The 22,827-nt window shown below is 41.1% G+C and carries 23 protein-coding genes; 14 read left to right on the top strand and 9 right to left on the bottom strand.

Annotated elements, in window-relative coordinates; genetic code table 11:
* Nucleotides 1-47: 47 nt before the first annotated feature.
* Nucleotides 48-551 (bottom strand): non-heme ferritin, encoded by a 504-nt coding sequence (gene ftnA, locus ACUN2T_RS11635; RefSeq protein ID WP_445497597.1) that lies wholly within the window; start codon nt 549-551, stop codon nt 48-50.
* A gap of 328 nt (nt 552-879) precedes the next feature.
* On the opposite strand from ftnA, the gene ACUN2T_RS11630 reads away from it, so the two are divergent.
* A complete protein-coding gene (locus ACUN2T_RS11630; protein WP_445497596.1) occupies nt 880-1,110 on the top strand; it encodes a DNA polymerase III subunit theta in 231 nt (76 codons plus the stop codon).
* Between the two features lie 49 nt (nt 1,111-1,159).
* On the opposite strand, the gene pip is transcribed toward ACUN2T_RS11630, so the two are convergent.
* The 3 genes from pip to ACUN2T_RS11615 form a co-directional block, all read right to left on the bottom strand.
* A complete protein-coding gene (pip, locus tag ACUN2T_RS11625) occupies nt 1,160-2,113 on the bottom strand; it encodes a prolyl aminopeptidase (RefSeq protein WP_445497595.1) in 954 nt (317 codons plus the stop codon).
* Nucleotides 2,114-2,266: 153 nt separating this feature from the next.
* Nucleotides 2,267-2,686 (bottom strand): protein YebF, encoded by a 420-nt coding sequence (gene yebF / locus ACUN2T_RS11620; protein ID WP_445497594.1) that lies wholly within the window; start codon nt 2,684-2,686, stop codon nt 2,267-2,269.
* Between the two features lie 101 nt (nt 2,687-2,787).
* Nucleotides 2,788-2,973, bottom strand: a complete 186-nt coding sequence (locus ACUN2T_RS11615; RefSeq protein WP_445497593.1) for a YoaH family protein — start codon at nt 2,971-2,973, stop codon at nt 2,788-2,790.
* Between the two features lie 142 nt (nt 2,974-3,115).
* On the opposite strand from ACUN2T_RS11615, the gene pabB reads away from it, so the two are divergent.
* The 8 genes from pabB to mntP all read left to right on the top strand — a co-directional run bounded on the left by pabB (nt 3,116) and on the right by mntP (nt 11,280).
* The gene (gene pabB, locus ACUN2T_RS11610) at nt 3,116-4,486 is read left to right on the top strand and encodes an aminodeoxychorismate synthase component 1 (protein ID WP_445497592.1); all 1,371 of its coding nucleotides are present in this window, start codon (nt 3,116-3,118) and stop codon (nt 4,484-4,486) included.
* Entirely contained in the window at nt 4,483-5,046 is a 564-nt protein-coding gene (locus tag ACUN2T_RS11605; RefSeq protein ID WP_445497591.1) for a CoA pyrophosphatase, read from the top strand. Before pabB ends, ACUN2T_RS11605 begins: the two co-directional genes overlap by 4 nt.
* Before the next feature lie 170 nt (nt 5,047-5,216).
* Nucleotides 5,217-6,581, top strand: a complete 1,365-nt coding sequence (locus tag ACUN2T_RS11600) for an L-serine ammonia-lyase (protein WP_445497590.1) — start codon at nt 5,217-5,219, stop codon at nt 6,579-6,581.
* 498 nt (nt 6,582-7,079) lie between these two features.
* Nucleotides 7,080-8,063 carry a PTS mannose transporter subunit IIAB gene (gene manX / locus ACUN2T_RS11595; RefSeq protein WP_445497589.1) on the top strand — a complete coding sequence of 328 codons (984 nt, stop codon included), beginning with the start codon at nt 7,080-7,082 and terminating at the stop codon, nt 8,061-8,063.
* Nucleotides 8,064-8,121: 58 nt separating this feature from the next.
* Nucleotides 8,122-8,922, top strand: coding sequence for a PTS mannose/fructose/sorbose transporter subunit IIC (locus tag ACUN2T_RS11590; RefSeq protein ID WP_036837986.1), 801 nt, complete (start codon nt 8,122-8,124; stop codon nt 8,920-8,922).
* A gap of 13 nt (nt 8,923-8,935) precedes the next feature.
* Complete coding sequence (locus ACUN2T_RS11585; protein ID WP_445497588.1) at nt 8,936-9,802, top strand: PTS mannose transporter subunit IID; 867 nt, start codon at nt 8,936-8,938, stop codon at nt 9,800-9,802.
* A gap of 70 nt (nt 9,803-9,872) precedes the next feature.
* A complete protein-coding gene (locus ACUN2T_RS11580) occupies nt 9,873-10,331 on the top strand; it encodes a DUF986 family protein (RefSeq protein ID WP_445497587.1) in 459 nt (152 codons plus the stop codon).
* A gap of 367 nt (nt 10,332-10,698) precedes the next feature.
* On the top strand, nt 10,699-11,280 hold the full coding sequence (gene mntP / locus ACUN2T_RS11575; RefSeq protein WP_445497586.1) for a manganese efflux pump MntP: 582 nt from the start codon (nt 10,699-10,701) through the stop codon (nt 11,278-11,280).
* A 57-nt stretch (nt 11,281-11,337) separates the two neighbouring features.
* Here the strand turns inward: mntP and rlmA are convergent, their stop codons facing one another.
* Complete coding sequence (gene rlmA, locus ACUN2T_RS11570) at nt 11,338-12,156, bottom strand: 23S rRNA (guanine(745)-N(1))-methyltransferase (protein WP_445497585.1); 819 nt, start codon at nt 12,154-12,156, stop codon at nt 11,338-11,340.
* A gap of 279 nt (nt 12,157-12,435) precedes the next feature.
* On the opposite strand from rlmA, the gene ACUN2T_RS11565 reads away from it, so the two are divergent.
* From ACUN2T_RS11565 to ACUN2T_RS11550, 4 genes are all read left to right on the top strand, one after another.
* Nucleotides 12,436-12,687 (top strand): hypothetical protein, encoded by a 252-nt coding sequence (locus ACUN2T_RS11565; RefSeq protein WP_445497584.1) that lies wholly within the window; start codon nt 12,436-12,438, stop codon nt 12,685-12,687.
* A complete protein-coding gene (locus ACUN2T_RS11560) occupies nt 12,647-13,039 on the top strand; it encodes a DUF2335 domain-containing protein (protein WP_445497583.1) in 393 nt (130 codons plus the stop codon). Before ACUN2T_RS11565 ends, ACUN2T_RS11560 begins: the two co-directional genes overlap by 41 nt.
* 462 nt (nt 13,040-13,501) lie before the next feature.
* Entirely contained in the window at nt 13,502-13,696 is a 195-nt protein-coding gene (locus ACUN2T_RS11555; protein ID WP_445497582.1) for a type II toxin-antitoxin system HicA family toxin, read from the top strand.
* Nucleotides 13,693-14,025 (top strand): type II toxin-antitoxin system HicB family antitoxin, encoded by a 333-nt coding sequence (locus ACUN2T_RS11550; protein ID WP_445497581.1) that lies wholly within the window; start codon nt 13,693-13,695, stop codon nt 14,023-14,025. The genes ACUN2T_RS11555 and ACUN2T_RS11550 overlap by 4 nt, the downstream gene beginning before the upstream one ends.
* 314 nt (nt 14,026-14,339) lie before the next feature.
* On the opposite strand, the gene guaA is transcribed toward ACUN2T_RS11550, so the two are convergent.
* A complete protein-coding gene (gene guaA, locus ACUN2T_RS11545) occupies nt 14,340-15,917 on the bottom strand; it encodes a glutamine-hydrolyzing GMP synthase (protein ID WP_445497580.1) in 1,578 nt (525 codons plus the stop codon).
* Between the two features lie 70 nt (nt 15,918-15,987).
* Nucleotides 15,988-17,454, bottom strand: coding sequence for an IMP dehydrogenase (gene guaB / locus ACUN2T_RS11540; protein WP_445497579.1), 1,467 nt, complete (start codon nt 17,452-17,454; stop codon nt 15,988-15,990).
* 172 nt (nt 17,455-17,626) lie between these two features.
* Here guaB and xseA point away from each other — a divergent pair, with 172 nt between their 5' ends.
* Nucleotides 17,627-19,000, top strand: coding sequence for an exodeoxyribonuclease VII large subunit (gene xseA / locus ACUN2T_RS11535; RefSeq protein WP_445497578.1), 1,374 nt, complete (start codon nt 17,627-17,629; stop codon nt 18,998-19,000).
* A 30-nt stretch (nt 19,001-19,030) separates the two neighbouring features.
* Here xseA and ACUN2T_RS11530 read toward each other — a convergent pair whose 3' ends face one another.
* Nucleotides 19,031-20,500 carry a TonB-dependent receptor domain-containing protein gene (locus ACUN2T_RS11530; RefSeq protein ID WP_445497577.1) on the bottom strand — a complete coding sequence of 490 codons (1,470 nt, stop codon included), beginning with the start codon at nt 20,498-20,500 and terminating at the stop codon, nt 19,031-19,033.
* Between the two features lie 209 nt (nt 20,501-20,709).
* Nucleotides 20,710-22,767, bottom strand: a complete 2,058-nt coding sequence (locus tag ACUN2T_RS11525; protein ID WP_445497860.1) for a S9 family peptidase — start codon at nt 22,765-22,767, stop codon at nt 20,710-20,712.
* Between the last annotated feature and the right edge of the window lie 60 nt (nt 22,768-22,827).

Genomic DNA, 22,827 nt, shown 5'->3' with positions numbered 1-22,827 from the left:
TCTAACGCTATTTCAGGCTAATACTGCGGTTAATTCATCCCATTCAGTCAAACAGGATTTGCAGCAGCCAAAGCTTTTAGATCTTTATCCAGGAAGAAGAGCGCCTTACCATCTTCGCCAATCATATCCAGTTTATCAAGGATAGATTTGAACAATTTCTCTTCTTCATGCTGTTCTGATACATACCATTGCAGGAAGTTAAACGTAGAATAATCCTGCGTAGTTATCGCCAAATGGGCAAGTTTATTAATTTCAGCAGTAATAAATTTCTCATGCCCATAAGTTCTCTTGAGTACATGGGATATGGATTCATAATCAGCCAAAGGCGCATCAATCTGTCCCAAACGTGGCATTGCACCAGTATCACTCAAATAATCAAACAAGCGATGCATATGCTGCATTTCTTCCTGAGAGTGTGATTTAAAAAACGCAGCGGCACCTGCTAACCCATTATCACTGCACCATGCACTCATTTGCAGATATAAATTCGCAGAATAGAATTCCAGATTCATCTGCTCATTTAATTTATTGACCATTTCTTGATTTAACATAATAGGCACTCCAGTTATTAATTTACCTGTATTATGCCAACTATATTAAAATAATAAAACCCAACAAGCAAAAATAAATTAAATACATGTATTGCATTGAAATATAAACATATTTACAAAAAACACAAACAGAAATGAATCTCATTTAATATATTTAAATGAAAATGAATTTTATTTACAAAATAACATCCACTCAGAGATTTTTATATTTAATGATAATGAATATTATTTATATTTATAAAATAATCAATTCAGCCCTTGCCAGAAAAGCGAGTCTGGATTAACTTTATCGCTTTGTGAATTTGGGTTTCAATTCAGCGAGACACTTATGGGACATAATCTGGCCGGCCTTTCTACTGAGAACATGGATAAAGTCAATGTTGATTTGGCGGCATCGGGTGTAGCTTTTAAAGAACGTTACAATATGCCGGTACTTCCTGACACCGTCGAACAGGGACAACCCACACACCTTAGGGAATATTTTCAACAACGTTTAGTGCATTATCGCCAGTTATCCAAACAATTTTCCCGTTTACCTTACGAGCCAAAAAGCCGCTGATCATCTAATGAGAATGAACAACCACCGGATAACCGGTGGTTGTATCAAATTATTGCTCTGCAAACTTATCCGTTGCATTAATCAGATGATGCAAAATACCCGGTTCGTCAAATGAGTGTCCTGCCCCCTCAATGATATGTAATTCTGCTTCCGGCCATGCTTGTGCCAAATCCCAAGCATTCTGCACCCGGCAAGCCATATCATATCGACCATGAATGATGACTGCCGGAATATTCCTTATAACGTCAATGTTGTTCAACAATTGCTGATCGTCATTCATAAAACCCTCATTGATAAAATAGTGGTTCTCAATTCGGGCAAACGCCAAGGCAAACTCATCTTCTGCGAAAGATTCCGTACTCTCTGAAGGAAGCAATGTTACCGTCTCTCCTTCCCACAAACTCCAGAGGCGAGCTGCTTCTAATTGAACCTGACGATCATCACTAATCAGCCGCTTATTATATGCTCCGATAATATCCTTTCGCTCTTCCTCCGACAAAATAGATATCGTTCGTTGCCATTTGTCAGGGAAAAAATGAGAAGCGCCATCCTGATAATACCAGTGCAACTCCTGCGGCCTCAGTAAGAAAATGCCCCGAAGAATTAATTCAGAAACTCGTTGAGGGTGAGTCTGAGCATAAACTAAAGATAAAGTGGAACCCCATGAGCCCCCAAATACCAACCATTTTTCCACTCCCATTAATTGACGCAAACACTCAATGTCTTCAACTAAATGCCAGGTGGTATTATTTTCCAGACTGGCATGAGGTTTTGAACGCCCACAGCCACGCTGATCAAATAACATGACATGATATTTTTTAAGATCAAATAACCGACGATGATAACAGGCAATACCACCGCCTGGTCCGCCATGAATAAATACGGCAGGCTTACCGTTAGGATTACCACATAATTCCCAATAGATTTGATGACCATCACCTGTGTCCAAATAACCAGAACGGTAAGCTTCACAGGCAGGATATAATTTTTTCAATTCTGACATAACATTTCCTTTACTGGCTAACACCAAATCGGGTATCCATCTAATGACGGGTAGAGATAACTATCAGAAAATGTTATTTCAATTCACTATACCCGTTATCTTTCAAGTTGCCTCTTTGTTGGCTGCGCTCACTCACCCCGGTCACATCGTTTTCTATGCTCTCGGGGATTCGCTCCCTTGCCGTCGCGATGCATCTTGAAATCCATAGGGTATATAGCTAATCGTATTTTGCTGACAATCAACAACAACACGGTAATCTTTGTCACGCTTAGAACCGCGAACAGTAAGGGGAATTTTTAATATATCTTTATCACCAGTGATATTTTCCTCATTGACCCACACCACAGGAGCAGATGTCCCCAACTGCTTTTTATCTTCTGACCAACGGTTGATACGGTTTTGCAGAAAATCACGTTTTACCTGAGCGGCGATTTGCGATTTGGTTAAATTATCGCAAGAAACAAATTTATCAACACGTTTGCTCACTGACACAGCAGATGCTGCGAATGAGGCAATGAGCAAAAGCGCAGCACCTGATAGGACAACTCTCTTAATGATATGACATGCTTTCATACTACCTCCTGTTAATATCTCAAAATAAGAGATTAAATATGGAGCTAACCTAACATGCCAGGCAAAACAAATGTGTGATTATTGTTAAATAAATAATTTAATTATATTGATTTTTCATCATCAAACATGACATTAACCTGCTCTTTTGTGCGATGCTGTTCGCGAATCTCTTGAGCAACCAACCTAATTGCTTCCCCACTACTCATTCCCTCAGCCATGAGTTGCTGAATTTTCTCCACTGCCAGTTGCTGTTCTTGATGAGATAAGGTTGGCATACTTGAAAACATGATAATAACCTCTAAATAAACTGATCGACGCCGAAGAGTATAGCGATTTTTATCTCAGGTAAGGAGTGGATTTCTATGTTAATCTCTGGGGATGAAAATCAATGCCAACTCTTGCGTTACAACGGTTAAAACCAACACCATAATGAGTACTTTACTGCAAAAACGACAATTACCTTATCAATCAGACGCTGCCATCAATTATTTCGCACCGATTTCAAGCCAGCCTTGGGCAATGCTACTCCATTCTGGTTCTGCAAATCATCCCCATAACCGGTTTGATATTCTGGTTGCAGAACCATTGATAACCCTTCTCAGTCATGGGAAATCAACCACAATAAATGAACATGGTGATACTTATATTACTGAAGAAGACCCCTTCTATCTGCTAAAAAAACAGCTGGAGAAGTTAAATATTTCAGCAAAGTTTGATCCTGATTTGCCATTTCAAGGTGGTGCACTGGGCCTATGGGGATATGATCTTGGGCGTTGTATCGAAGAATTACCGTCACAAGCCAAAAATGAGTTGTCATTTCCAGATATGGCAATAGGGATTTATGACTGGGCGCTGATTGTTGATCATCATAAAAAAGAGGTGACTTTATTCAGCTACAGTGATGCTAATGCTCGCCTGAACTGGCTTATATCCCAACAGGCTTCGCCAAAAACGGCTTTTATGCTGACCAGCGAGTGGCAATCAAATATGAGTGCAAAGCAATATAATGAAAAAATTAGCTGTATTCATGACTATTTATTGGAGGGCGATTGTTATCAAATTAATCTGGCACAGCGATTCTGCGCTGATTACCGGGGAGATGAATGGCAAGCATTCATAAAACTGAATAAGAGCAATTGCGCACCTTTTTCTGCCTTTATTCGTTTACCAGAAAACAGTGTCATCAGTGTCTCTCCTGAACGTTTCCTACTCCTGGAAAATAAACAAATCCAGACTCGTCCAATTAAAGGAACATTACCGCGCTTAAATGACGCAGAAAAGGATGCATTACAAGCCAAAAAACTGGCGGCATCAAAAAAAGACCGGGCTGAAAACCTGATGATCGTCGATTTATTACGTAATGATATTGGCCGGGTAGCCACACCGGGATCAGTTAAAGTTCCTGAATTATTTGTCGTTGAAAAATTCCCTGCTGTTCACCATCTGGTCAGCACAATTACCGCAGCACTACCAAATGAACAACATGCCACGGACTTACTGCGCGCCTGCTTTCCAGGCGGTTCTATTACCGGTGCCCCTAAAATCAGAGCAATGGAAATAATAGAAGAACTTGAGCCTCATCGCCGGCATGGATATTGTGGTTCAATTGGCTATATTAGCTTTTGTGGCACAATGGACAGTAATATTACTATTCGTACTCTCTTGACCGAGAAAGAAAAAATATATTGCTGGGCAGGTGGCGGAATTGTTGCCGACAGTATTGCTGAAAACGAGTATCAGGAAACATTTGATAAATTGAATCGTATTTTACCGCAACTGGGAAAAATCAAATCGATATGATGCCACTATCTGATTTCATTAACAGATTCCAGCTACAGATTCCATTGCCCCCTAAACGGCTTGCAAATAACACCCGTCATGCCGCAGTGTTATTACCGATCATCTGCAAACCGAAACCCACGCTATTATTGACCCAGCGCGCCACCACATTGCGATCACACGCTGGTCAAGTAGCCTTTCCCGGTGGGGTTGCTGATCCCGAAGACAAATCAATCATTGCAACAGCACTGCGAGAAGCAGAAGAAGAAGTCAACATCCCCCATCAGGAAGTTAACGTTTTGGGGCAACTCATGCCCTTAGACAGCATTAGCGGTTATCTGGTGACACCCATTGTCGGGTTATTACCCCCAAAGTTGTCTTTCCACAGCAACCCGACAGAAGTTTCCAGTATATTCGAAGTCCCTTTATCTGAAGCGCTTTCTCTTTCAAGTTATCATTATCTTGATGTTAACCGCCGTGGTCAGCAACATCGCATCTATTTTCACTGGTATCAGGGACGACTTATCTGGGGCCTGACCGCCGCTATCATTTATCAATTAGCTCAACAGGTTCAAGTTTGATCTAAATCATGCGAAATAATCAACTTGTGTTTTTTTTATCCATTTTTGTCACAGTTGCTATCATAATTCAAAAAAAACTGTAAACTCACTTATCAACACGACTAAATCACAGTAAAGTAGCGTGCCCCAATATATATAACTATATCTCTATCTTTTTTAAGGAGTCTGGCGTGATTAGCGTTTTCGACATGTTTAAGGTCGGTATTGGCCCATCTAGTTCTCATACAGTTGGCCCGATGAAAGCCGGCAAACAGTTTGTCGACGATCTGGTAAACCAGGGCTTAATGCCTTCTATCACGCGTGTAGCCGTTGATGTTTACGGTTCACTCTCATTAACCGGCAAAGGTCATCATACGGATATAGCCATTATCATGGGTCTGGCAGGTAATTTGCCAGCTACCGTTGATATTGATTCAATCCCCGGTTTTATTCGTGATGTAGAGCAAACTCAGCGTATTAAGCTGGCCAATGGCTTACATGAAGTCGATTTCCCACATGATAGCGGCATGGTTTTCCGTAATGATAACCTGTCGTTACATGAAAATGGTATGCAAATTCATGCATTCGCGGGAGACAAAGAAGTTTATAGCAAAACCTACTACTCAATTGGTGGTGGTTTTATTGTTGATGAAGCACATTTTGGTAAACCCTCTCTGGATATCAAACCTGTTTCATATCCATTCAATTCAGCAAAAGAACTGCTGATGAATTGTAATAAAACCGGACTATCTGTCTCCGGTTTGATGATGAAAAACGAACTGGATCTCCACAGTAAAGAAGACATTAACGCTTATTTTGCTGATGTCTGGGGGACCATGCAGGCTTGTATTGATCGTGGTTTGAACACAGAAGGTGTTTTGCCTGGCCCATTGCGTGTACCACGCCGTGCAGCAGCATTACATCGTATGCTGACCTCATCAAACAACCTATCTAATGATCCAATGAATGTCGTGGATCTGGTGAACATGTTCGCCCTGGCAGTCAATGAAGAAAATGCCGCAGGTGGGCGTGTTGTTACCGCACCAACCAATGGCGCTTGTGGCATTGTTCCTGCCGTACTCGCTTATTACAACCATTGCATTGAGCCTGTAACACCAGAGCTGTATATCCGCTATTTTCTGGCATCCGGCGCTATCGGCATTCTGTATAAAATGAATGCCTCTATCTCTGGAGCTGAAGTTGGTTGCCAAGGGGAAGTAGGTGTTGCCTGTTCAATGGCAGCAGCCGGCCTTGCTGAACTGCTGGGTGGAAGTGCAGAACAGGTCTGTATTGCAGCTGAAATCGGCATGGAGCATAACCTTGGCCTTACCTGTGACCCGGTTGCAGGCCAAGTACAGGTGCCTTGTATTGAACGAAATGCAATTGCTTCAGTAAAAGCCATCAACTCTGCCCGCATGGCTTTGCGCCGTACCAGTGAACCATGTGTTTCTCTCGATAAAGTCATTGAAACCATGTACGAAACAGGCAAAGACATGAACGCTAAATATCGTGAAACATCCCGTGGTGGTCTGGCGATTAAAGTTCAGTGCGATTAATCAAATAAATAACCTGTTTTTTGATCAGTAAATTCTTCTGCCATCAAAATATCCCTACTTTTAAGTAGGGATATTTTTTAGCCAAAAACTCACAATGATCACTTTTCGATCGAAAAAGATGAATATATTTTTAATTTTTAATTAAAAAGATGTTACCGGAAACAGAATAAATAACCAAAAAAAGAAAAAATACAGATAATTATAGATTAATTTTACAATGCTTAGCTTATTAAATTGTTTTATGGTTAACATTTTTATCTATTTCATTTTTTCTGACTGACAGCAATTTTCCTCAGGTATTTCTAATGTTAATCTAGCAGCCTATTTTTTCAGTCAATAAGAGATAAAGTCTAAATCAAGTCAAATATTCAGGTATCACATTGATAAAAGATTATTATTCGTACAAACATGTTTTTTATTGGAGGAATGAATCATCAAAATTATTGGAGTAACTTTGTAATAATCCTGCGTTTATATTGTTAACAGAGGGGAAAACAGGTGAGTATAGCCATTATGATTGGCACACATGGAGCGGCGGCTGAACAACTGCTTCGTACCGCAGAGATGTTAATTGGGGAACAGGAAAATGTTTCTTATATTGACTTCGTTCCTGGTGAAAATGCCGATACTTTATTTGAAAAATACAGCAGTAAACTTGCAGCACTTAACACAGAACAAGGTGTTCTGTTCCTTGTGGATACATGGGGAGGAAGTCCATTCAATGCAGCTAACCGTATCGCGGTAGATAAAGAGAATTATGAGATCATCACCGGGGTTAACGTTCCGATGTTGGTTGAAACCTTTATGTGCCGGGATGACGGCCCATCTCTGACAGAACTGGTTTCTGTTGCTCTGGAAACAGGAAGAGAAGGCATTCGGGCCCTGAAAACGGAAGAACCCCAAAAAGCTGAACCCGCTAAACCGGTAACGCCGGATACTGTACCTTCATTTACCCCATCAGCGGGTGGTCATATGAAAATAGCATTAGCCCGGATTGATGACCGCCTTATTCATGGTCAGGTTGCGACTCGTTGGACAAAAGAAACCAATGTGAAACGGATCATTGTCGTCAGTGATGAAGTTGCTGCCGATACTGTCCGTGCCACCTTGCTAAAACAGGTTGCTCCACCGGGGATCAGTGCTCACGTTATTGACGTTGCCAAATGTGGTCGCGTTTATAACAACCCCAAATACGCTAATGAGCGGGTCATGCTGCTGTTTACAAATCCAACAGACGTTTTACGTCTGGTCGAAGATGGTGTTGATATTACATCTGTAAACATCGGTGGAATGGCATTCCGTCAGGGAAAAACTCAGATTAATAACGCAATATCCGTTGATGAAACCGATATTACGGCCTTCAAAAAACTGGATGAACGTGGCATTGAACTTGAAGCCCGTAAAGTTGCCAGTGACAGCCGTCTGCAAATGATGGATCTGCTCCAGAAGGTTAAAAACGAAAAACAAACCAGAGCAATTTAACTATTACTCAATGACAAAAATTTCTTACCAGATTTAATTTGGTTATAGGAGACAAACAATGGAAATTACCGTTGTTCAAATTGCATTGATATTCATCGTAGCTTGTATAGTCGGAATGGATTCCATTCTTGATGAATTTCAATTCCATCGCCCACTTGTGGCTTGTACCTTAATTGGGATCATTCTTGGTGATATGACAACCGGTATCATTATCGGCGGCACACTGGAAATGATCGCGCTTGGCTGGATGAATATCGGTGCTGCAATTGCCCCTGATGCTGCCTTAGCATCCATCATCTCAACTATCCTGGTCATTGCTGGTGGCCGTGATATTGGTGAGGGTATCGCCCTGGCTATTCCTCTGGCAGCTGCGGGACAAGTACTGACCATCATTGTACGTACTATCACTGTTGCTTTCCAACATGCCGCTGACAACGCAGCAGAACGTGGTAACCTTCGGGCTATCAGCTTTATCCATTTATCCGCATTACTGCTCCAGGCTATGCGTATCGCCATCCCTGCCCTGATTGTCGCATTATCTGTTGGTACCAATGAAGTCCAGCAATTACTCGCGTCTATCCCCAAAGTCGTAACAGATGGCCTGAACATCGCGGGGGGAATGATCGTGGTGGTTGGTTACGCCATGGTCATCAATATGATGCGTGCCGGCTACCTGATGCCATTCTTCTACCTGGGCTTTGTCACAGCAGCCTTCACTGACTTCAACCTAGTTGCATTAGGTATTATTGGTATTGTTATGGCCGTACTGTACATCCAGTTAAGCCCCAAATATAACAAACCTCAAGTGGTTGCTGCCCCTGAACACGCCAATAACCACCTTGATAACGAATTAGATTAAGAGGATGAGCAACATGTTAGATACAACAAAAACTACTGCTCAGACAGCAGACCAGAAAAAACTAACACCAAGTGATATCCGCGGTGTATTTCTCCGTTCTAATGTGTTCCAAGGTTCATGGAACTTTGAACGTATGCAGGCTTTGGGTTTCTGTTTCTCTATGGTTCCGGTTCTTCGTCGCCTGTATCCAGAAAATACCGATGAGCGTAAACAAGCAATTAAACGCCACCTGGAATTCTTCAACACTCACCCTTACGTCGTCGCGCCTGTACTGGGTGTCACGATGGCAATGGAGGAACAGCGCGCTAACGGTGCTCCGATTGATGATGGTGCCATCAACGGCATCAAAGTCGGTTTGATGGGGCCACTGGCTGGTGTTGGTGACCCGATTTTCTGGGGCACAGTCCGCCCGGTGTTTGCTGCTCTGGGAGCGGGTCTCGCCATGAGTGGCAGTTGGCTTGGGCCTGTGCTGTTCTTCTTCTTATTTAACCTGGTACGCCTGTTGGTTCTTTATTCAGGTATCTCTTATGGCTATAAGAAAGGGATCGATATCGTTCAGGATATGGGGGGTGGTTTTCTGCAAAAAATGACGGAAGGGGCGTCAATTCTTGGCCTGTTTGTCATGGGGGCATTAGTTAATAAATGGACGAAAGTCAATATCCCGCTGGTTGTATCAGAAATTCCTAACCAGCAAACAGGTAGAAATACAATAACCACAGTTCAGAATATCCTCGATCAATTGATGCCGGGACTGGTCCCACTGTTACTGACATTTGCCTGTATGTGGCTATTACGAAATAAAGTCAATGCCCTATGGATTATTATTGGCTTCTTTATTCTGGGGATTATTGGTGCCAGATTTGGTTTCCTCAGTCTATAGTTAATCTATTCGGGGAAGGGGGAATTCCTCCCCCGAATTTTCTTTTTTACAGCAACACAGGGATTAAAGAATGAGCCTTAATGATATGGTATTAGTAGGTTTAATCGTATTAATGCTGGCTTTCGCTGTCTATGATGAATTTGTGGTTAATCTGCTGAAAGGGAAAACTTGCTTACAAATAAAGCTAAAAAGAAAGCACAAAATTGATGCTCTCATCTTTATTATCCTGACACTTATTGTTGTTTATAATAACATCACTGCTTATGGCAGCCGTTTAACCACATATTTATTGTTATTTACTATCCTGGTGACTATTTATATTGCCTATATACGCTCACCTAAATTGTTATTTAAAAATAACGGTTTCTTCTATGCAAACACATTTATTTCCTATGATCGGATAAAAACCATAAATTTATCTGAAGATGGCATCTTGGTTATTGGTTTGGAAAATAAGAAGCTATATATCTCAGTAAGCCAACTTGATGATTTAGAAAAGATTTATAAATTTCTCATCGAAAATAGATAGATAAACATTAATAATAAATGAAAAAATAATAAACAGTCAGCCTGATGCTGGCTTTTATTTTTGCCACATTTTTACCACACAATAGATAATGATAACTATTATCGACATCACACCTCAATCCTAAAAACAATATTATTTTCCCTTTTTGAATTATTATGCTATCTTTTAAAAAGTCATGGGGAGTAGCCTGTTTCAGAGAAATAGTTTAGTCAATTTTTCTGAAAAGCTCGTATCAACACGCTCGTTTAAAAGTAAAACGTGGTGCGGGCAGCCTTATTTTTCGGTTGGCAAGACCATAGCATATAATACTATCATTGGTTGGGGGTGGGTTATATGTATATGGAAACACCCAACCGAGGTTATTTTAATGAATATGTACGCAACCCTTATTTTAGCTTTAGCGCTTTCAATGGATGCCTTTGCTGTTGCAATTTGTAAAGGGGCCGCACTACATAAACCACATTTTCGTGAGGCAATTCGTACTGGTTTGATATTTGGCTTGGCAGAAGCCTGTACCCCACTGATTGGCTGGTCTATAGGGTTTTATACCAGCCAATATATTATGGAGTGGGATCACTGGATTGCCTTCACTCTGTTATTTATTCTAGGTTGTAGAATGATTACAGAAAGTTTTAAAGTAAATCAGGAAAAAAAGTGTGAATCACCCTGCCGCAATAACTCAATAGTATTGATAACAACAGCCATTGCCACCAGCCTGGATGCAATGGCAATCGGTATCGGGCTTGCTTTTATTCAGGTCAATATCGTGCATACGGCTATCGCTATCGGTATGATGACAATGATTATGGCAACATTGGGGATGTTAATTGGCCGCTATATTGGCCCGCTGCTGGGCAAACGCGCTGAATTTATTGGTGGGTTTATTCTGATTGCGATTGGTTTCAATATCTTATTTGAGCATCTCGAATTATTTATGTATGCGAAATAACACCTTCAGCCCAAAATATTAACCTCTCAAGAACTGTATTTTGGGCTGAAATCCTGATTACCTAATGCGTTGATAAACCCGCAATATAAAATCAGTTTCGCATTCAAACAGCGCCTTATCTGCCAGTCCTTTTTTCACCTCTTCAGTTGCCCGCCAGGCAAATGGCGTCATCTGTAATAAATGATACGCTTGTATTCCATCTAATTTCATTGGATAAGATAATGACTCATCTGTTATCAATTCAAATCCTGCCACTTGTTCTGTCTTCAATGGGTGAAGATGAATACTTTGATAAATCAACTCCTTGAGCTGATAAAGATGTCGAGGGCCAGGCGTCACTGTCAGCACGATTCCTTGTGACTGAATTACTCTTGCCAACTCTTCTGCTTTGCAAGGGGCATAAATTCGCAACACCCCAGCAAGAGACTTATCGGCAAATGGCAAACGATGGCTTGATGCGACACAGAAACTGACAGAAGGATAACGTTTAGCGCCATAACGCACCGCGATCTTAGCGACATCTAACCCATAGATGTTAAGATTACGCCCCTTGCTTAACCGCTCTTCAACCGCAGCGGTGTAGTAACCTTCACCGCATCCTATATCCAGCAAACTATCTGCATTTTCTGGCAGATACTTTTCCAGCAGTTCTGAAACGCGTTGTTGTAATGGCTGATAATATCCTGAATCCAAAAATGCCCTTCTTGACTGCATCATCTCCGGGCTGTCTCCTGGCTCTTTGGACCTTTTATACTGAACAGGCATCAGATTGACATACCCTTCTTTAGCACAATCAAACTGATGATTATTTTCACAGCGCCATTGCTGCCGGGTTAGCAATAAAGGTTGATAGCATAAGGGGCATTGATAAGACATATGATTCCCAAAAATAAGTAAAAATCAGCGGATACTATAGCATATTCTGATACTTTTCATCGTAAATCATACGACTTAATAGTTCTATATAAGCGATTAATCATTATTTTGAATGAAATTAAATTCCACTATTTTCATAATTATTTTTGAGCCAGCTCGCAATATTTTTATGGAGTAAATATATTTATCAGGTATTATTTTCCAATAAGAAATCAAGAAAATACCCGTTATTAATAAATGAGTTAACTAACATAAACAGCTAATAATACAGGTAATATAATGAACATTTTCATACAATATTTTAATAAATTAAGATCTATTTCACCAAAATTCGATATTATGCCGAATACAAACTATTTTGATCTTATTCCATCAAAGAGTGATGTTGATACTTTATCAGATGATCTGGATAAAGTCCGCGCAGATTTTGCTGTTGTACTGAAGCAATTCAATGATGAAATTATATTATCTACAGGGAAAGAGACGATATATGGCCAAGAGAATAAACAAAAAACACCCGAAAATAGTTAAACAAATCTCTTCAAGTGATATCAACCCATTATATTACCCGCTTCCTGATTCGGAAATATTAACTATTTATGAACGATATACAAAAGGGGCAACGGATAGATTCTTAATCTTAATCGAACAACAACAGAAGCATAGGCATGAAATGGAAAAAATTGCCTTAGAACAGACAATAAGAAAAAGAATAAGAGGACAAAATTGTGGGCTGTTACTGACTTTTACCTCTCTATTTGTCGCTTTAATCTTAGGATTAAATGGGCATAATTGGTTAGCAGGCATTATCGGAAGCGGTACTGTAACAACGATTTTAATTATTTATGTTTTGAACAGAAATCCACAATATTATATAAGATAAATCAATATAGGCTAGAGTAAAAAAACCAATCTTTATATCGTCATAAGCCCTTACTCTGCCTAATATTTATAGGTAAAATAAAATAGCCACAAATACATTGCTGGTGATTATATATTGTTTAATTATTAAATCACATCACCATAATAAAGAGCCTTTTCCGATTACCTTAATGTCTATTGGAATTTTAATTTATAAACATCAATATAATACTCTCACAATGAATATTTTTCATCAACTTCACCATGACATTAACAAAAGAGTAACTATCTACCGATGAATTGGTGATTAAATATCTGATCATCACTTGAAGTGATATCAAAGAATGATATCATAATAACGTCTTGGTGGAGATAACACCCCCCTCAATTGTAGGGTCATTGGAAGAATTCTTAATGAATAAATTAAGCGCCAAACACAAAAAAAAATCTACGAACCATCTTCGCCAGTCCGACACCAACGACAATGGAATGGCGTAAAATTGAATCACTGTTTGTAGCACTAGGTGCAATAGTAACAGAAGGAAACGGCTCACGCGTTCGATTTGAAATTAATCATATTGTTGCTTCATTTCATCGTCCTCATCCTGAAAAGGAAGCTAAAGCTTATCAGGTACGTGATGCCAGAACATTTCTTGAGGCTATAGGAATAACACCATGAATACTATGATATATAAAGGCTATGCCGCGAAAATTGAATATAGCGATGAAGATCAGTGTCTAATCGGTCATATTGCTGGCATCAATGATGTGATCGGTTTTCATGCTGATAATGTGACCGAATTACGCACTGCTTTTGAAGAGGCAATAGATGATTATTTGACTTACTGTGCTGAACGTAGACGCGCTCCTCAACGGCCAGTCAGTGGTAAAATCAGCTTACGCATTCCTCCGGAAATTCACTCGGCAATAAACATTGCAGCGGAAGTTTCAGGGAAAAGCGTTAATCAGTGGATCAGTGAGATATTGACCAAAGCTGCACACAATTGATTAACTCACGCTCCACTCTGTTGGGGCATTTCACTTATATCCCTCTTCACGTCAGAATCTCAATGACTACAACATAAATACACCACAAGCCCCATAGACCTTGCCAAACTTCTGAACATGAATTCGACTAACTGCTACTCCAAGCAAAGAATCTTCAACAACATTCAACTTAAATTCTCATGAGCATTTATCCATAAAAAACTGCACCTCAGTGGTTGGTTTAATATCCAACTTTTAGGTGCAGTTCTAAGTTAGTAACTAAAATAGTTACTGGTTTTTCTAATCATTATCAATAGCAGGAAAAGATTATGCCATTATTCCCACTCAATCGTCGCAGGCGGTTTACCGCTGACGTCATACACAACTCTTGAAATTCCATTGACTTCATTAATAATCCGGTTAGAAACCCGGCCAAGGAAATCATAAGGTAAATGCGCCCAATGTGCAGTCATGAAATCGACTGTTTCTACTGCACGTAAAGAGACAACCCAGTCATATTTACGGCCATCCCCCATAACACCCACAGAACGAACGGGCAGGAATACAGTAAATGCCTGGCTTACCTTATTGTACAAATCAGCTTTGTGCAGCTCTTCAATAAAGATAGCATCTGCCCGACGCAGCAGATCACAGTACTCTTTCTTCACTTCACCCAAGACACGAACACCCAGACCAGGACCTGGGAATGGATGGCGGTTCAGCATGTCATAAGGCAATCCCAACGCTAAACCAATCTTGCGAACTTCATCTTTGAACAACTCTTTCAGCGGTTCCACCAGACCCAGTTTCATCTCTTCCGGCAAACCACCTACGTTATGGTGAGATTTGATGACGTGTGCTTTACCTGTCGCAGAAGCCGCTGATTCAATAACATCCGGGTAAATAGTGCCTTGCGCCAACCATTTAACCTGAGTCTGTTGACTTGCCTCTTGATCAAACACTTCAATAAACACACGGCCAATGGTTTTGCGTTTTTCTTCCGGATCATTGATGCCAGACAATGCAGTAAGGAAGCGATCTTCTGCGGGAACATGGACGATATTCAGCCCAAATTTACCAGCAAACATTTCCATTACCTGATCGGCTTCATTCAAACGCAGTAAACCGTTATCGACAAATACACAGGTCAGACGTTTGCCAATTGCACGATGCAGTAATAATGCAGTGACAGAGGAATCAACACCACCGGACAACCCCAAAATAACGTGATCATCACCAATCTGTTCACGCAGGCGTATAACCGCATCTTCAATAATCGAAGCAGGAGTCCACAGAGCTTCACATTGGCAAATATCCAATACAAAACGTTCCAGTATCCGTTGCCCTTGATGGGTATGGGTGACTTCCGGATGGAACTGTACACCATAAAAACGTTTTTCTTCATTTGCTATAATGGCAAACGGGCAGGCATCAGTGCTGGCAATAGTGATAAAATCCGCCGGTATTGCAGTGACTTTATCACCATGACTCATCCATACATCCAGTAATGGTTTACCCTGCTCATTCAACGAATCTTGGATACCACGAAGCAATGCACTTTCCGCTTTAATGTCAACCTGAGCATAACCGAATTCACGTTCAGTAGAACTTTCTACCTTACCACCGCATTGCATCGACATAGTTTGCATGCCATAGCAGACACCCAGTACAGGAATATCGGCGTTAAAAACATATTCAGGTGCACGTGGACTTCCCTGCTCTGTGGTACTTTCCGGGCCACCGGAAAGAATAATACCGCTTGGGTTGAATTCGCGGATTTGTTCTTCCGTTACATCCCATGCCCAAAGTTCACAGTAAACGCCGATTTCACGGATACGACGAGCAATCAACTGAGTATATTGCGACCCAAAATCAAGGATAAGAATGCGGTGCTGATGGATATTAGTTGTCATGTGCGGATAATTCCAAAAAGTAAAAATAAAAAAGAGTCAGTGGCCCTATTCAGGCCACAATAAATAGGAATTACAGGCCTAACCGATAGTTTGGAGACTCTTTAGTGATGGTTACATCGTGAACATGGCTTTCCTGAATACCAGCACCACTAATGCGAACAAATTCAGCTTTGGTTCTCAATTCATCAATAGTTGCGCAGCCAGTCAGCCCCATGCAGGAACGCAGGCCGCCCATTTGCTGATGGATAATGTTTTTCAGCAACCCCTTATAGGCAACACGACCTTCAATACCTTCCGGTACCAATTTGTCTGCGGCATTATCAGTTTGGAAATAGCGATCGGAAGAACCTTTAGACATCGCGCCCAGAGAGCCCATTCCACGATAAGATTTAAATGAACGCCCCTGGAACAGCTCAATCTCTCCTGGGGATTCTTCCGTTCCTGCCAACATGGAACCAACCATGACACAAGAGGCCCCAGCGGCAATTGCTTTTGCAATATCACCAGAGAAACGGATACCACCATCAGCAATAACCGGAATCCCTGTGCCTTCCAGCGCCTCAACCGCATCAGAGATAGCGGTAATTTGTGGCACACCGACACCTGTCACAATGCGGGTAGTACAGATAGAACCAGGACCAATACCGACTTTAACCGCATTGACACCAGCCGCTACCAACGCTTTTGCACCTTCTCCCGTCGCCACGTTACCGCCTATAATCTGTAGATTCGGGTATTTAGCGCGGGTTTCACGGATACGCTGCAATACCCCCTCAGAATGACCGTGTGATGAATCAATCAACAGAACATCAATACCGGCGGCAACCAACGCATCAACACGCTCTTCATTACCGGCACCCGCACCAACCGCAGCCCCAACGCGTAAACGTCCATGCTCATCCTTACAGGCATTAGGTTTACGTTCCGCTTTCTGGAAATCCTTAACCGTGATCATGCCAAGCAGATAAAAGTCTCCATCAACCACCAGCGCTTTTTCAACCCGTTTTTCGTGCATTTTTTGTAACACAACATCACGGGCTTCACCTTCTTTTACCGTTACCAGACGCTCTTTAGGTGTCATTACCGCAGTAACCGGCTGATCCAGATCAGTAACGAAACGAACGTCACGACCCGTAATAATACCAACTAACTCATTTCCTTCGGTAACAACAGGATAGCCAGCAAAACCATTACGTTTTGTCAGTGCCTGAACTTCACGCAGCGTGGTTTTAGGCGTCACAGTGACGGGGTCTGCCACAACACCACTCTCATGTTTTTTCACCCGACTAACTTCTTCTGCCTGACGCTCAATAGACATATTTTTATGGATGAAACCAATTCCACCTTCCTGAGCCAGTGCAATAGCCAAGCCGGATTCCGTTACGGTATCCATCGCCGCAGACAACATAGGAACATTCAGGCGAATAGTGGAAGTCAGTTGAGTAGACAGGTCAGCAGTGTTAGGCAGAACAGAAGAGTGGGCAGGAATTAACAGAACATCATCAAAGGTTAAAGCTTCTTTTTTAATTCGTAACATAAGCAATATCTCACCAGGCTGCGGACAATTTAAGGAATAAAATATTGCTGCGGCATTATACAGAATGTAATCGGTTGCCTCCAGCATTTTATGAAAAAATTTCTTGCTTACTTCATAACGAACGTTAGTATCAGTGAATTAAGCCCTTGTTTTGGAATTTGATCTGGCTCAAATGTCACTACCTTCTAATACTGGAATTTTTTCTATCAGCCGCCTCAATCAGACGGTCCGTCAACTGCTCGAAATGGAAATGGGCAGAATTTGGGTGAGTGCTGAAATATCGAATTTTTCTCAACCCTCCTCCGGCCACTGGTATTTCACACTGAAAGATGAACGCGCTCAGGTGCGGGCCGCAATGTTTCGCAGTAGTAATCAACGGGCGACATTCAAACCACAAAACGGCCAGCAGGTTTTAGTTCGCGCAGCAATTACGCTTTATGAACCTAGGGGAGACTATCAGCTTATTGTTGAAAGTATGCAACCCGCCGGTGATGGCCTGTTACAGCAGCAGTTTGAATTATTGAAACAGAAACTCAGTGACGAAGGATTATTTGATCAGAGTCATAAGAAACCCCTTCCCTCTCCTGCTCAACAGCTTGGGGTGATTACATCAGCCAGTGGTGCCGCCCTGCATGATATGCTGAATATTTTGCAACGCCGTGATCCATCATTGCCAATCGTCATTTATCCAACAGCCGTTCAAGGAACCGAAGCACCGTTACAGATTATTCGGGCAATTGAATTAGCTAATGAAAGGCAGGAATGTGATGTATTGATCGTCGGGCGTGGTGGTGGCTCGTTGGAAGATTTATGGAGTTTCAATGATGAACGTGTCGCCAGAGCGATTTTTCACAGTGATATTCCGATAGTCAGTGCCGTCGGCCATGAAACGGATGTTACCATTGCTGATTTCGTGGCAGATTTGCGGGCCCCGACACCATCAGCAGCCGCTGAATTGGTCAGCCGTAATCAGCTCGAATTGTTACGTCAAATCCAGTCGCAACAACAGCGATTGGAAATGGCAATGGATTACTTCTTTGCGCAGAAACAGCAGGTTTTCAGCCGGTTCTCTCACCGTTTACAACAACAGCACCCTCATTTACGGTTGGCTCGTCAGCAAAACTTACTGGTCAGTTTACGCCAGAGACTCACTGATAGCTTGCAACGACATTTGCGACAAAGCGATCTGGCTTATGAGAAATTGCAACAACGGCTCGGGTATTCAGAACCCAGTCAGCAGATCCGCCAGTATAGCCAACAGATTCAGCAACAAGATTTTCGGCTAAAACAAGCAATCGAACGACAAATCAGCCGTTTCAGAGAAAAATTTGCCGTCTCCTGTTCACGAATGGAAGCCGTCAGCCCACTGGCAACACTGGCCCGTGGTTATAGCATCAGCGAAGCCCCTGATGGAAAATTACTGAAACAAACCAAGCAAGTCCATGTTGGTGATGCTTTGAGAACCCGGTTACAAGATGGCTGGATTGAAAGTGAAGTGGTTAAGATCAAGAAAGAACGTAAAAAACGACCAGTAAGTCAGAAATAGTGGCATTCCTTGCCACTTATTTTTCCTATATCAGAAACGGATTTCTGCACCTGCAATATAAGTCCGGCCTCTGGCTGTTTGCATAGACGAAGTTTGTTCAATCATTAATGGAGACGAATTTGCGCGATTAAGTGCTTCAGAATAATTTTTATTTGCCAAGTTCTGTACTGAAAATTTCAACAGCACATTTTTATTTATCTGATAATCACTATAAAGATCGACTATTGTTGGGATTTTAGGTTCTCTTTGCAATATAACCCGCCCATCGTCATCAAAATTATATTGATCGGGGTCCATCTTATGAGAATCACCAGTATATTTAACAATCGCACCAATACGGACTTTCTCATCAAATAAACGGACACCAGTATCCAGAGTCATAAAACTATCAGGCAATTGTGACACGGGATCGGCACCAAAATGCGCTGTAGCGGCAGAAGTTGGCTGGCGCATTTTTTGCCAGCTATAAGCCAATTTGCTATAAAATATACCCGCATCATAATCAGCAGAAACTTCATACCCGTGTATTTTCACCGGCATCAGACTATTGTGATAGATATACATTTTTATGTTAGGATCGACTGTATCGTAATCTACTGAACTATCATCTCTACATGTTTTCCTATTGCCACAGATAAGCCAGATATCACTGAGAATATAATCTTTTATTTTAGATTGATACCAGGCAGCCTTCAGGCGGAAGGTATCTCCTTTTACAATCAAGTCTGGGCGGAAACTGTTAAAGCCAATTTGATAAGTGTCTGATGTCTCTCCTTTCAAAAATGGGTTCATTGATCCACCACCTTCATTACTATAGAAAGTTTCCTGAATATTTGGTGCTCTCATTGAACGGGCATAACTGACAAATGGCTGGAATTCAGGAATAATTTCTGCTGATAGTAAAACACTTGGATTAAATCCATTTTGTTTCAAATCCAATTCAGTTTCCCACTGAGGGAAACAAGGGATCCGCAAATCACAAGCCGGTTTATGGCCTTTGACACTGTAGTCCATATAATTAAACGAAATGTCTGCCCGATAAATTCCACGACTAATTTTCAGTCCGCCATAAATGCTGGCAATATCTTGTTTACCTCTTGGTGCAAAAACATTATTTTCTTTTGCTTCACTATCCATTTTTTCATATTTTTTCCTTTCTTCTTCATCTTGACCTTGACCAGAATAAATACTATCCGTTTCCTTGCTATATTTGGTTTTCATCAACTTACTGCCGAATGTCAGTTCAAAATCTGTATCACCATAGCCGAAACGGCTGATATTACTGATATCTATTGCATCTGATCTATTTTTAGCATTGCTATTCAGCAGCCTATAAAGTGAATCACCTTCGTAGCGTTGAGTCCCCTCACTGGTGCTAACCAGTAATTTTATATCAACCCATTCGCTGAATGGTGTGTAATTGTATTTTAGGTAAATATCCCGACTATCAATATGACGGCGGGTGAATTTATTATGATAATTCCGCCCACTGAGCTCCATATCATGAATCACCATAAGCAAGCCCTTGAAGCCCAATAAAAACAACGCTGGCTCCTGCTATTTTTGTCATTATGTTCATTTAAATTATCCCAAATTTCATACAAATAAATATTTGCTCACATGTCAGTTTTAAAAAAATAATAAAAAGGTTCAGCACTGATAAATACTTATCAGTGCTTTAAAGAATAAACTTATATTTATAATTTCTTTCAGTTATCTTTTAATTGCGGAAAGTATTTCTTAGCATCATCCAGCATCAAAATAAAACTGTAATCCAGTGCAGTGTCTTTCAGTCGATTAAAACGACCTGATTGACCACCATGCCCGGCACTCATATTGGTTTCCAATAATAAAATAGAGTTATCTTTCTTCATATCCCGTAATTTTGCTACCCATTTGGTCGGCTCCCAATATTGAACCTGTGAGTCATGCAATCCACTTGTGACTAATAAGTTCGGATAGCGCTGATGTTTTATATTGTCATAAGGACTATATGATTTAATCCGAAGATAATCTTCTTTATTTTCAGGATTACCCCACTCTTCATATTCACCTACGGTCAATGGAATAGAAGGATCAAGCATAGTAGTCACCGCATCAACAAATGGAACCTGAGCAACCACACCACGATATAATTCTGGAGCCTGATTAATCACAGCACCCATCAGCAAACCACCAGCACTGCCTCCCATAGCATAAACCCGTTTGCTGTCGCCATATTTCTGAGCAATCAATGCCTTGGTTACATCAATAAAGTCATTAAAACTATTCATTTTATTTTCGACTTTACCTTGCAGATACCATTTTTTACCTAATTCACCACCGCCACGTACATGCACCAATGCATAAACAAAACCTCTATCCAATAAACTCAATCGTGGTGAACTGAATGCAGGGTCCATACTCATACCATAAGCCCCATAACCATATATCAGGATCGGGTTCTGGCCTTTTTTGAACAGTGATTTACGATAAACCAAAGAAACAGGAACTTCCACGCCATCACGGGCCTTCACCCAAATACGCTGACTCTCATAATGATGTTTATCAAAGCCTTTGACTTCCTGCTGTTTAAGTAATTCCCGCTCACCGGTTTTCATATTCCACTGGAATGTTGAGCTTGGTGTTGTCATAGATGAATAACCATAACGCACAACATCGGTATCAGGTTCAGGGTTGTAATCAATCCATGCCATATAACTTGGATCATCAAACTTAATCTGTTTTTCCTGATCAGTTTCCCAATCAATCTGACGAATTGTCGGCAATCCTTTCGTTCGCTCCTGAACGATCAACCCGTTATTAAACAGTGCAAAATCTTCAAGATCCGTCTCCTGTTGCGGAGCTATCACTGTTTTCCACGGCGTATTTATGGCATCAGTTTGATAAAGGCCATAAGTTTCGTTTTCATGATTTGAGCGAATATAAAAATGGTCACGGAAATGGTCAATATAATATTCCCGTCCTTCCTGACGAGGAGAAAATACCTGAAGTTCAGCCTGTGGCTTATTCGCGTCAATCAGCAAATATTCAGAAGTTGAATTACTGGTTATCGACAACATAATATAATCACGAGAGGAGCTTTTAGCTATGCCTAAATAAAAACGCTCATCTTCTTCCTGATATATTTTCTGGTCTTCAGTGGTATCTGTACCATATTGGTGACAAAATACTTGGTATGGCAATAAAGTCTGTGAATGCCTGCGCACATAAAACAGTGTATTGCTGTCATTTGCCCAAACAATGTTGCCAGAAGTATTTTGTATTATGTCATTACTCCACTGATTATCAGCGATGTCTTTAAAAGAGATCTGATAATTACGGCGCCCCTGAGTATCTTCAGCAATTGCAATACGTTTATTATCCAGAGAGACAGCAAAATGACTCAGTTGATAATATTCCTGACCTTTAGCTCTTTCATTACCATCAACCAGAACCTGCCAATCTGATGAACCCTCAACAGGTTTACGCTGATAAATCGGGAAATCTTTTCCAGCTTCATAGACGGTACGATATATATACCCGTTATAAGTATAGGGTACAGACTGATCATCCTGTTTCATCCTGCCGACCATTTCTTCATATAATGTATCCCGCAATTGCTCTCCGGGTTTCAGCATCTGTTCGGTGTATTTATTCTCGGCTGTCAGATAATCAATGATTTTTTGATCCTTACGATTATCATCCCGCATCCAGTAATAGTCATCTGTACGGGTATCACCGTGAATCGTCATCTGATGTGGTTGTTTCATGGCCTTTGGTGACATAATTTCTCCCTCTGCGGCGGCAGAATTCAACCAGCCGCTCAATAAAAACGTGAATAACAG

This window comes from Photorhabdus machadonis, from assembly GCF_052657765.1.
The sequence above is the reverse complement of the archived record's forward strand: the minus strand, read 5'-3'. Positions and strand labels throughout refer to the sequence as shown.

Coding starts and splice junctions, on each gene's coding strand:
- pabB (WP_445497592.1), top strand. CDS start 3,116: ATGAGTACTTTACTGCAAAAACGACAATTACCTTATCAATCAGACGCT.
- pip (WP_445497595.1), bottom strand. CDS start 2,113: ATGTCAGAATTGAAAAAATTATATCCTGCCTGTGAAGCTTACCGTTCT.
- ACUN2T_RS11585 (WP_445497588.1), top strand. CDS start 8,936: ATGTTAGATACAACAAAAACTACTGCTCAGACAGCAGACCAGAAAAAA.
- ftnA (WP_445497597.1), bottom strand. CDS start 551: ATGTTAAATCAAGAAATGGTCAATAAATTAAATGAGCAGATGAATCTG.
- mntP (WP_445497586.1), top strand. CDS start 10,699: ATGAATATGTACGCAACCCTTATTTTAGCTTTAGCGCTTTCAATGGAT.
- ACUN2T_RS11550 (WP_445497581.1), top strand. CDS start 13,693: ATGAATACTATGATATATAAAGGCTATGCCGCGAAAATTGAATATAGC.
- guaA (WP_445497580.1), bottom strand. CDS start 15,917: ATGACAACTAATATCCATCAGCACCGCATTCTTATCCTTGATTTTGGG.
- ACUN2T_RS11560 (WP_445497583.1), top strand. CDS start 12,647: ATGGCCAAGAGAATAAACAAAAAACACCCGAAAATAGTTAAACAAATC.
- xseA (WP_445497578.1), top strand. CDS start 17,627: ATGTCACTACCTTCTAATACTGGAATTTTTTCTATCAGCCGCCTCAAT.
- ACUN2T_RS11605 (WP_445497591.1), top strand. CDS start 4,483: ATGATGCCACTATCTGATTTCATTAACAGATTCCAGCTACAGATTCCA.
- ACUN2T_RS11580 (WP_445497587.1), top strand. CDS start 9,873: ATGAGCCTTAATGATATGGTATTAGTAGGTTTAATCGTATTAATGCTG.
- ACUN2T_RS11565 (WP_445497584.1), top strand. CDS start 12,436: ATGAACATTTTCATACAATATTTTAATAAATTAAGATCTATTTCACCA.
- ACUN2T_RS11555 (WP_445497582.1), top strand. CDS start 13,502: ATGGAATGGCGTAAAATTGAATCACTGTTTGTAGCACTAGGTGCAATA.
- guaB (WP_445497579.1), bottom strand. CDS start 17,454: ATGTTACGAATTAAAAAAGAAGCTTTAACCTTTGATGATGTTCTGTTA.
- ACUN2T_RS11530 (WP_445497577.1), bottom strand. CDS start 20,500: ATGGAGCTCAGTGGGCGGAATTATCATAATAAATTCACCCGCCGTCAT.
- ACUN2T_RS11615 (WP_445497593.1), bottom strand. CDS start 2,973: ATGTTTTCAAGTATGCCAACCTTATCTCATCAAGAACAGCAACTGGCA.
- ACUN2T_RS11590 (WP_036837986.1), top strand. CDS start 8,122: ATGGAAATTACCGTTGTTCAAATTGCATTGATATTCATCGTAGCTTGT.
- yebF (WP_445497594.1), bottom strand. CDS start 2,686: ATGAAAGCATGTCATATCATTAAGAGAGTTGTCCTATCAGGTGCTGCG.
- ACUN2T_RS11525 (WP_445497860.1), bottom strand. CDS start 22,767: ATGTCACCAAAGGCCATGAAACAACCACATCAGATGACGATTCACGGT.
- rlmA (WP_445497585.1), bottom strand. CDS start 12,156: ATGTCTTATCAATGCCCCTTATGCTATCAACCTTTATTGCTAACCCGG.
- ACUN2T_RS11630 (WP_445497596.1), top strand. CDS start 880: ATGGGACATAATCTGGCCGGCCTTTCTACTGAGAACATGGATAAAGTC.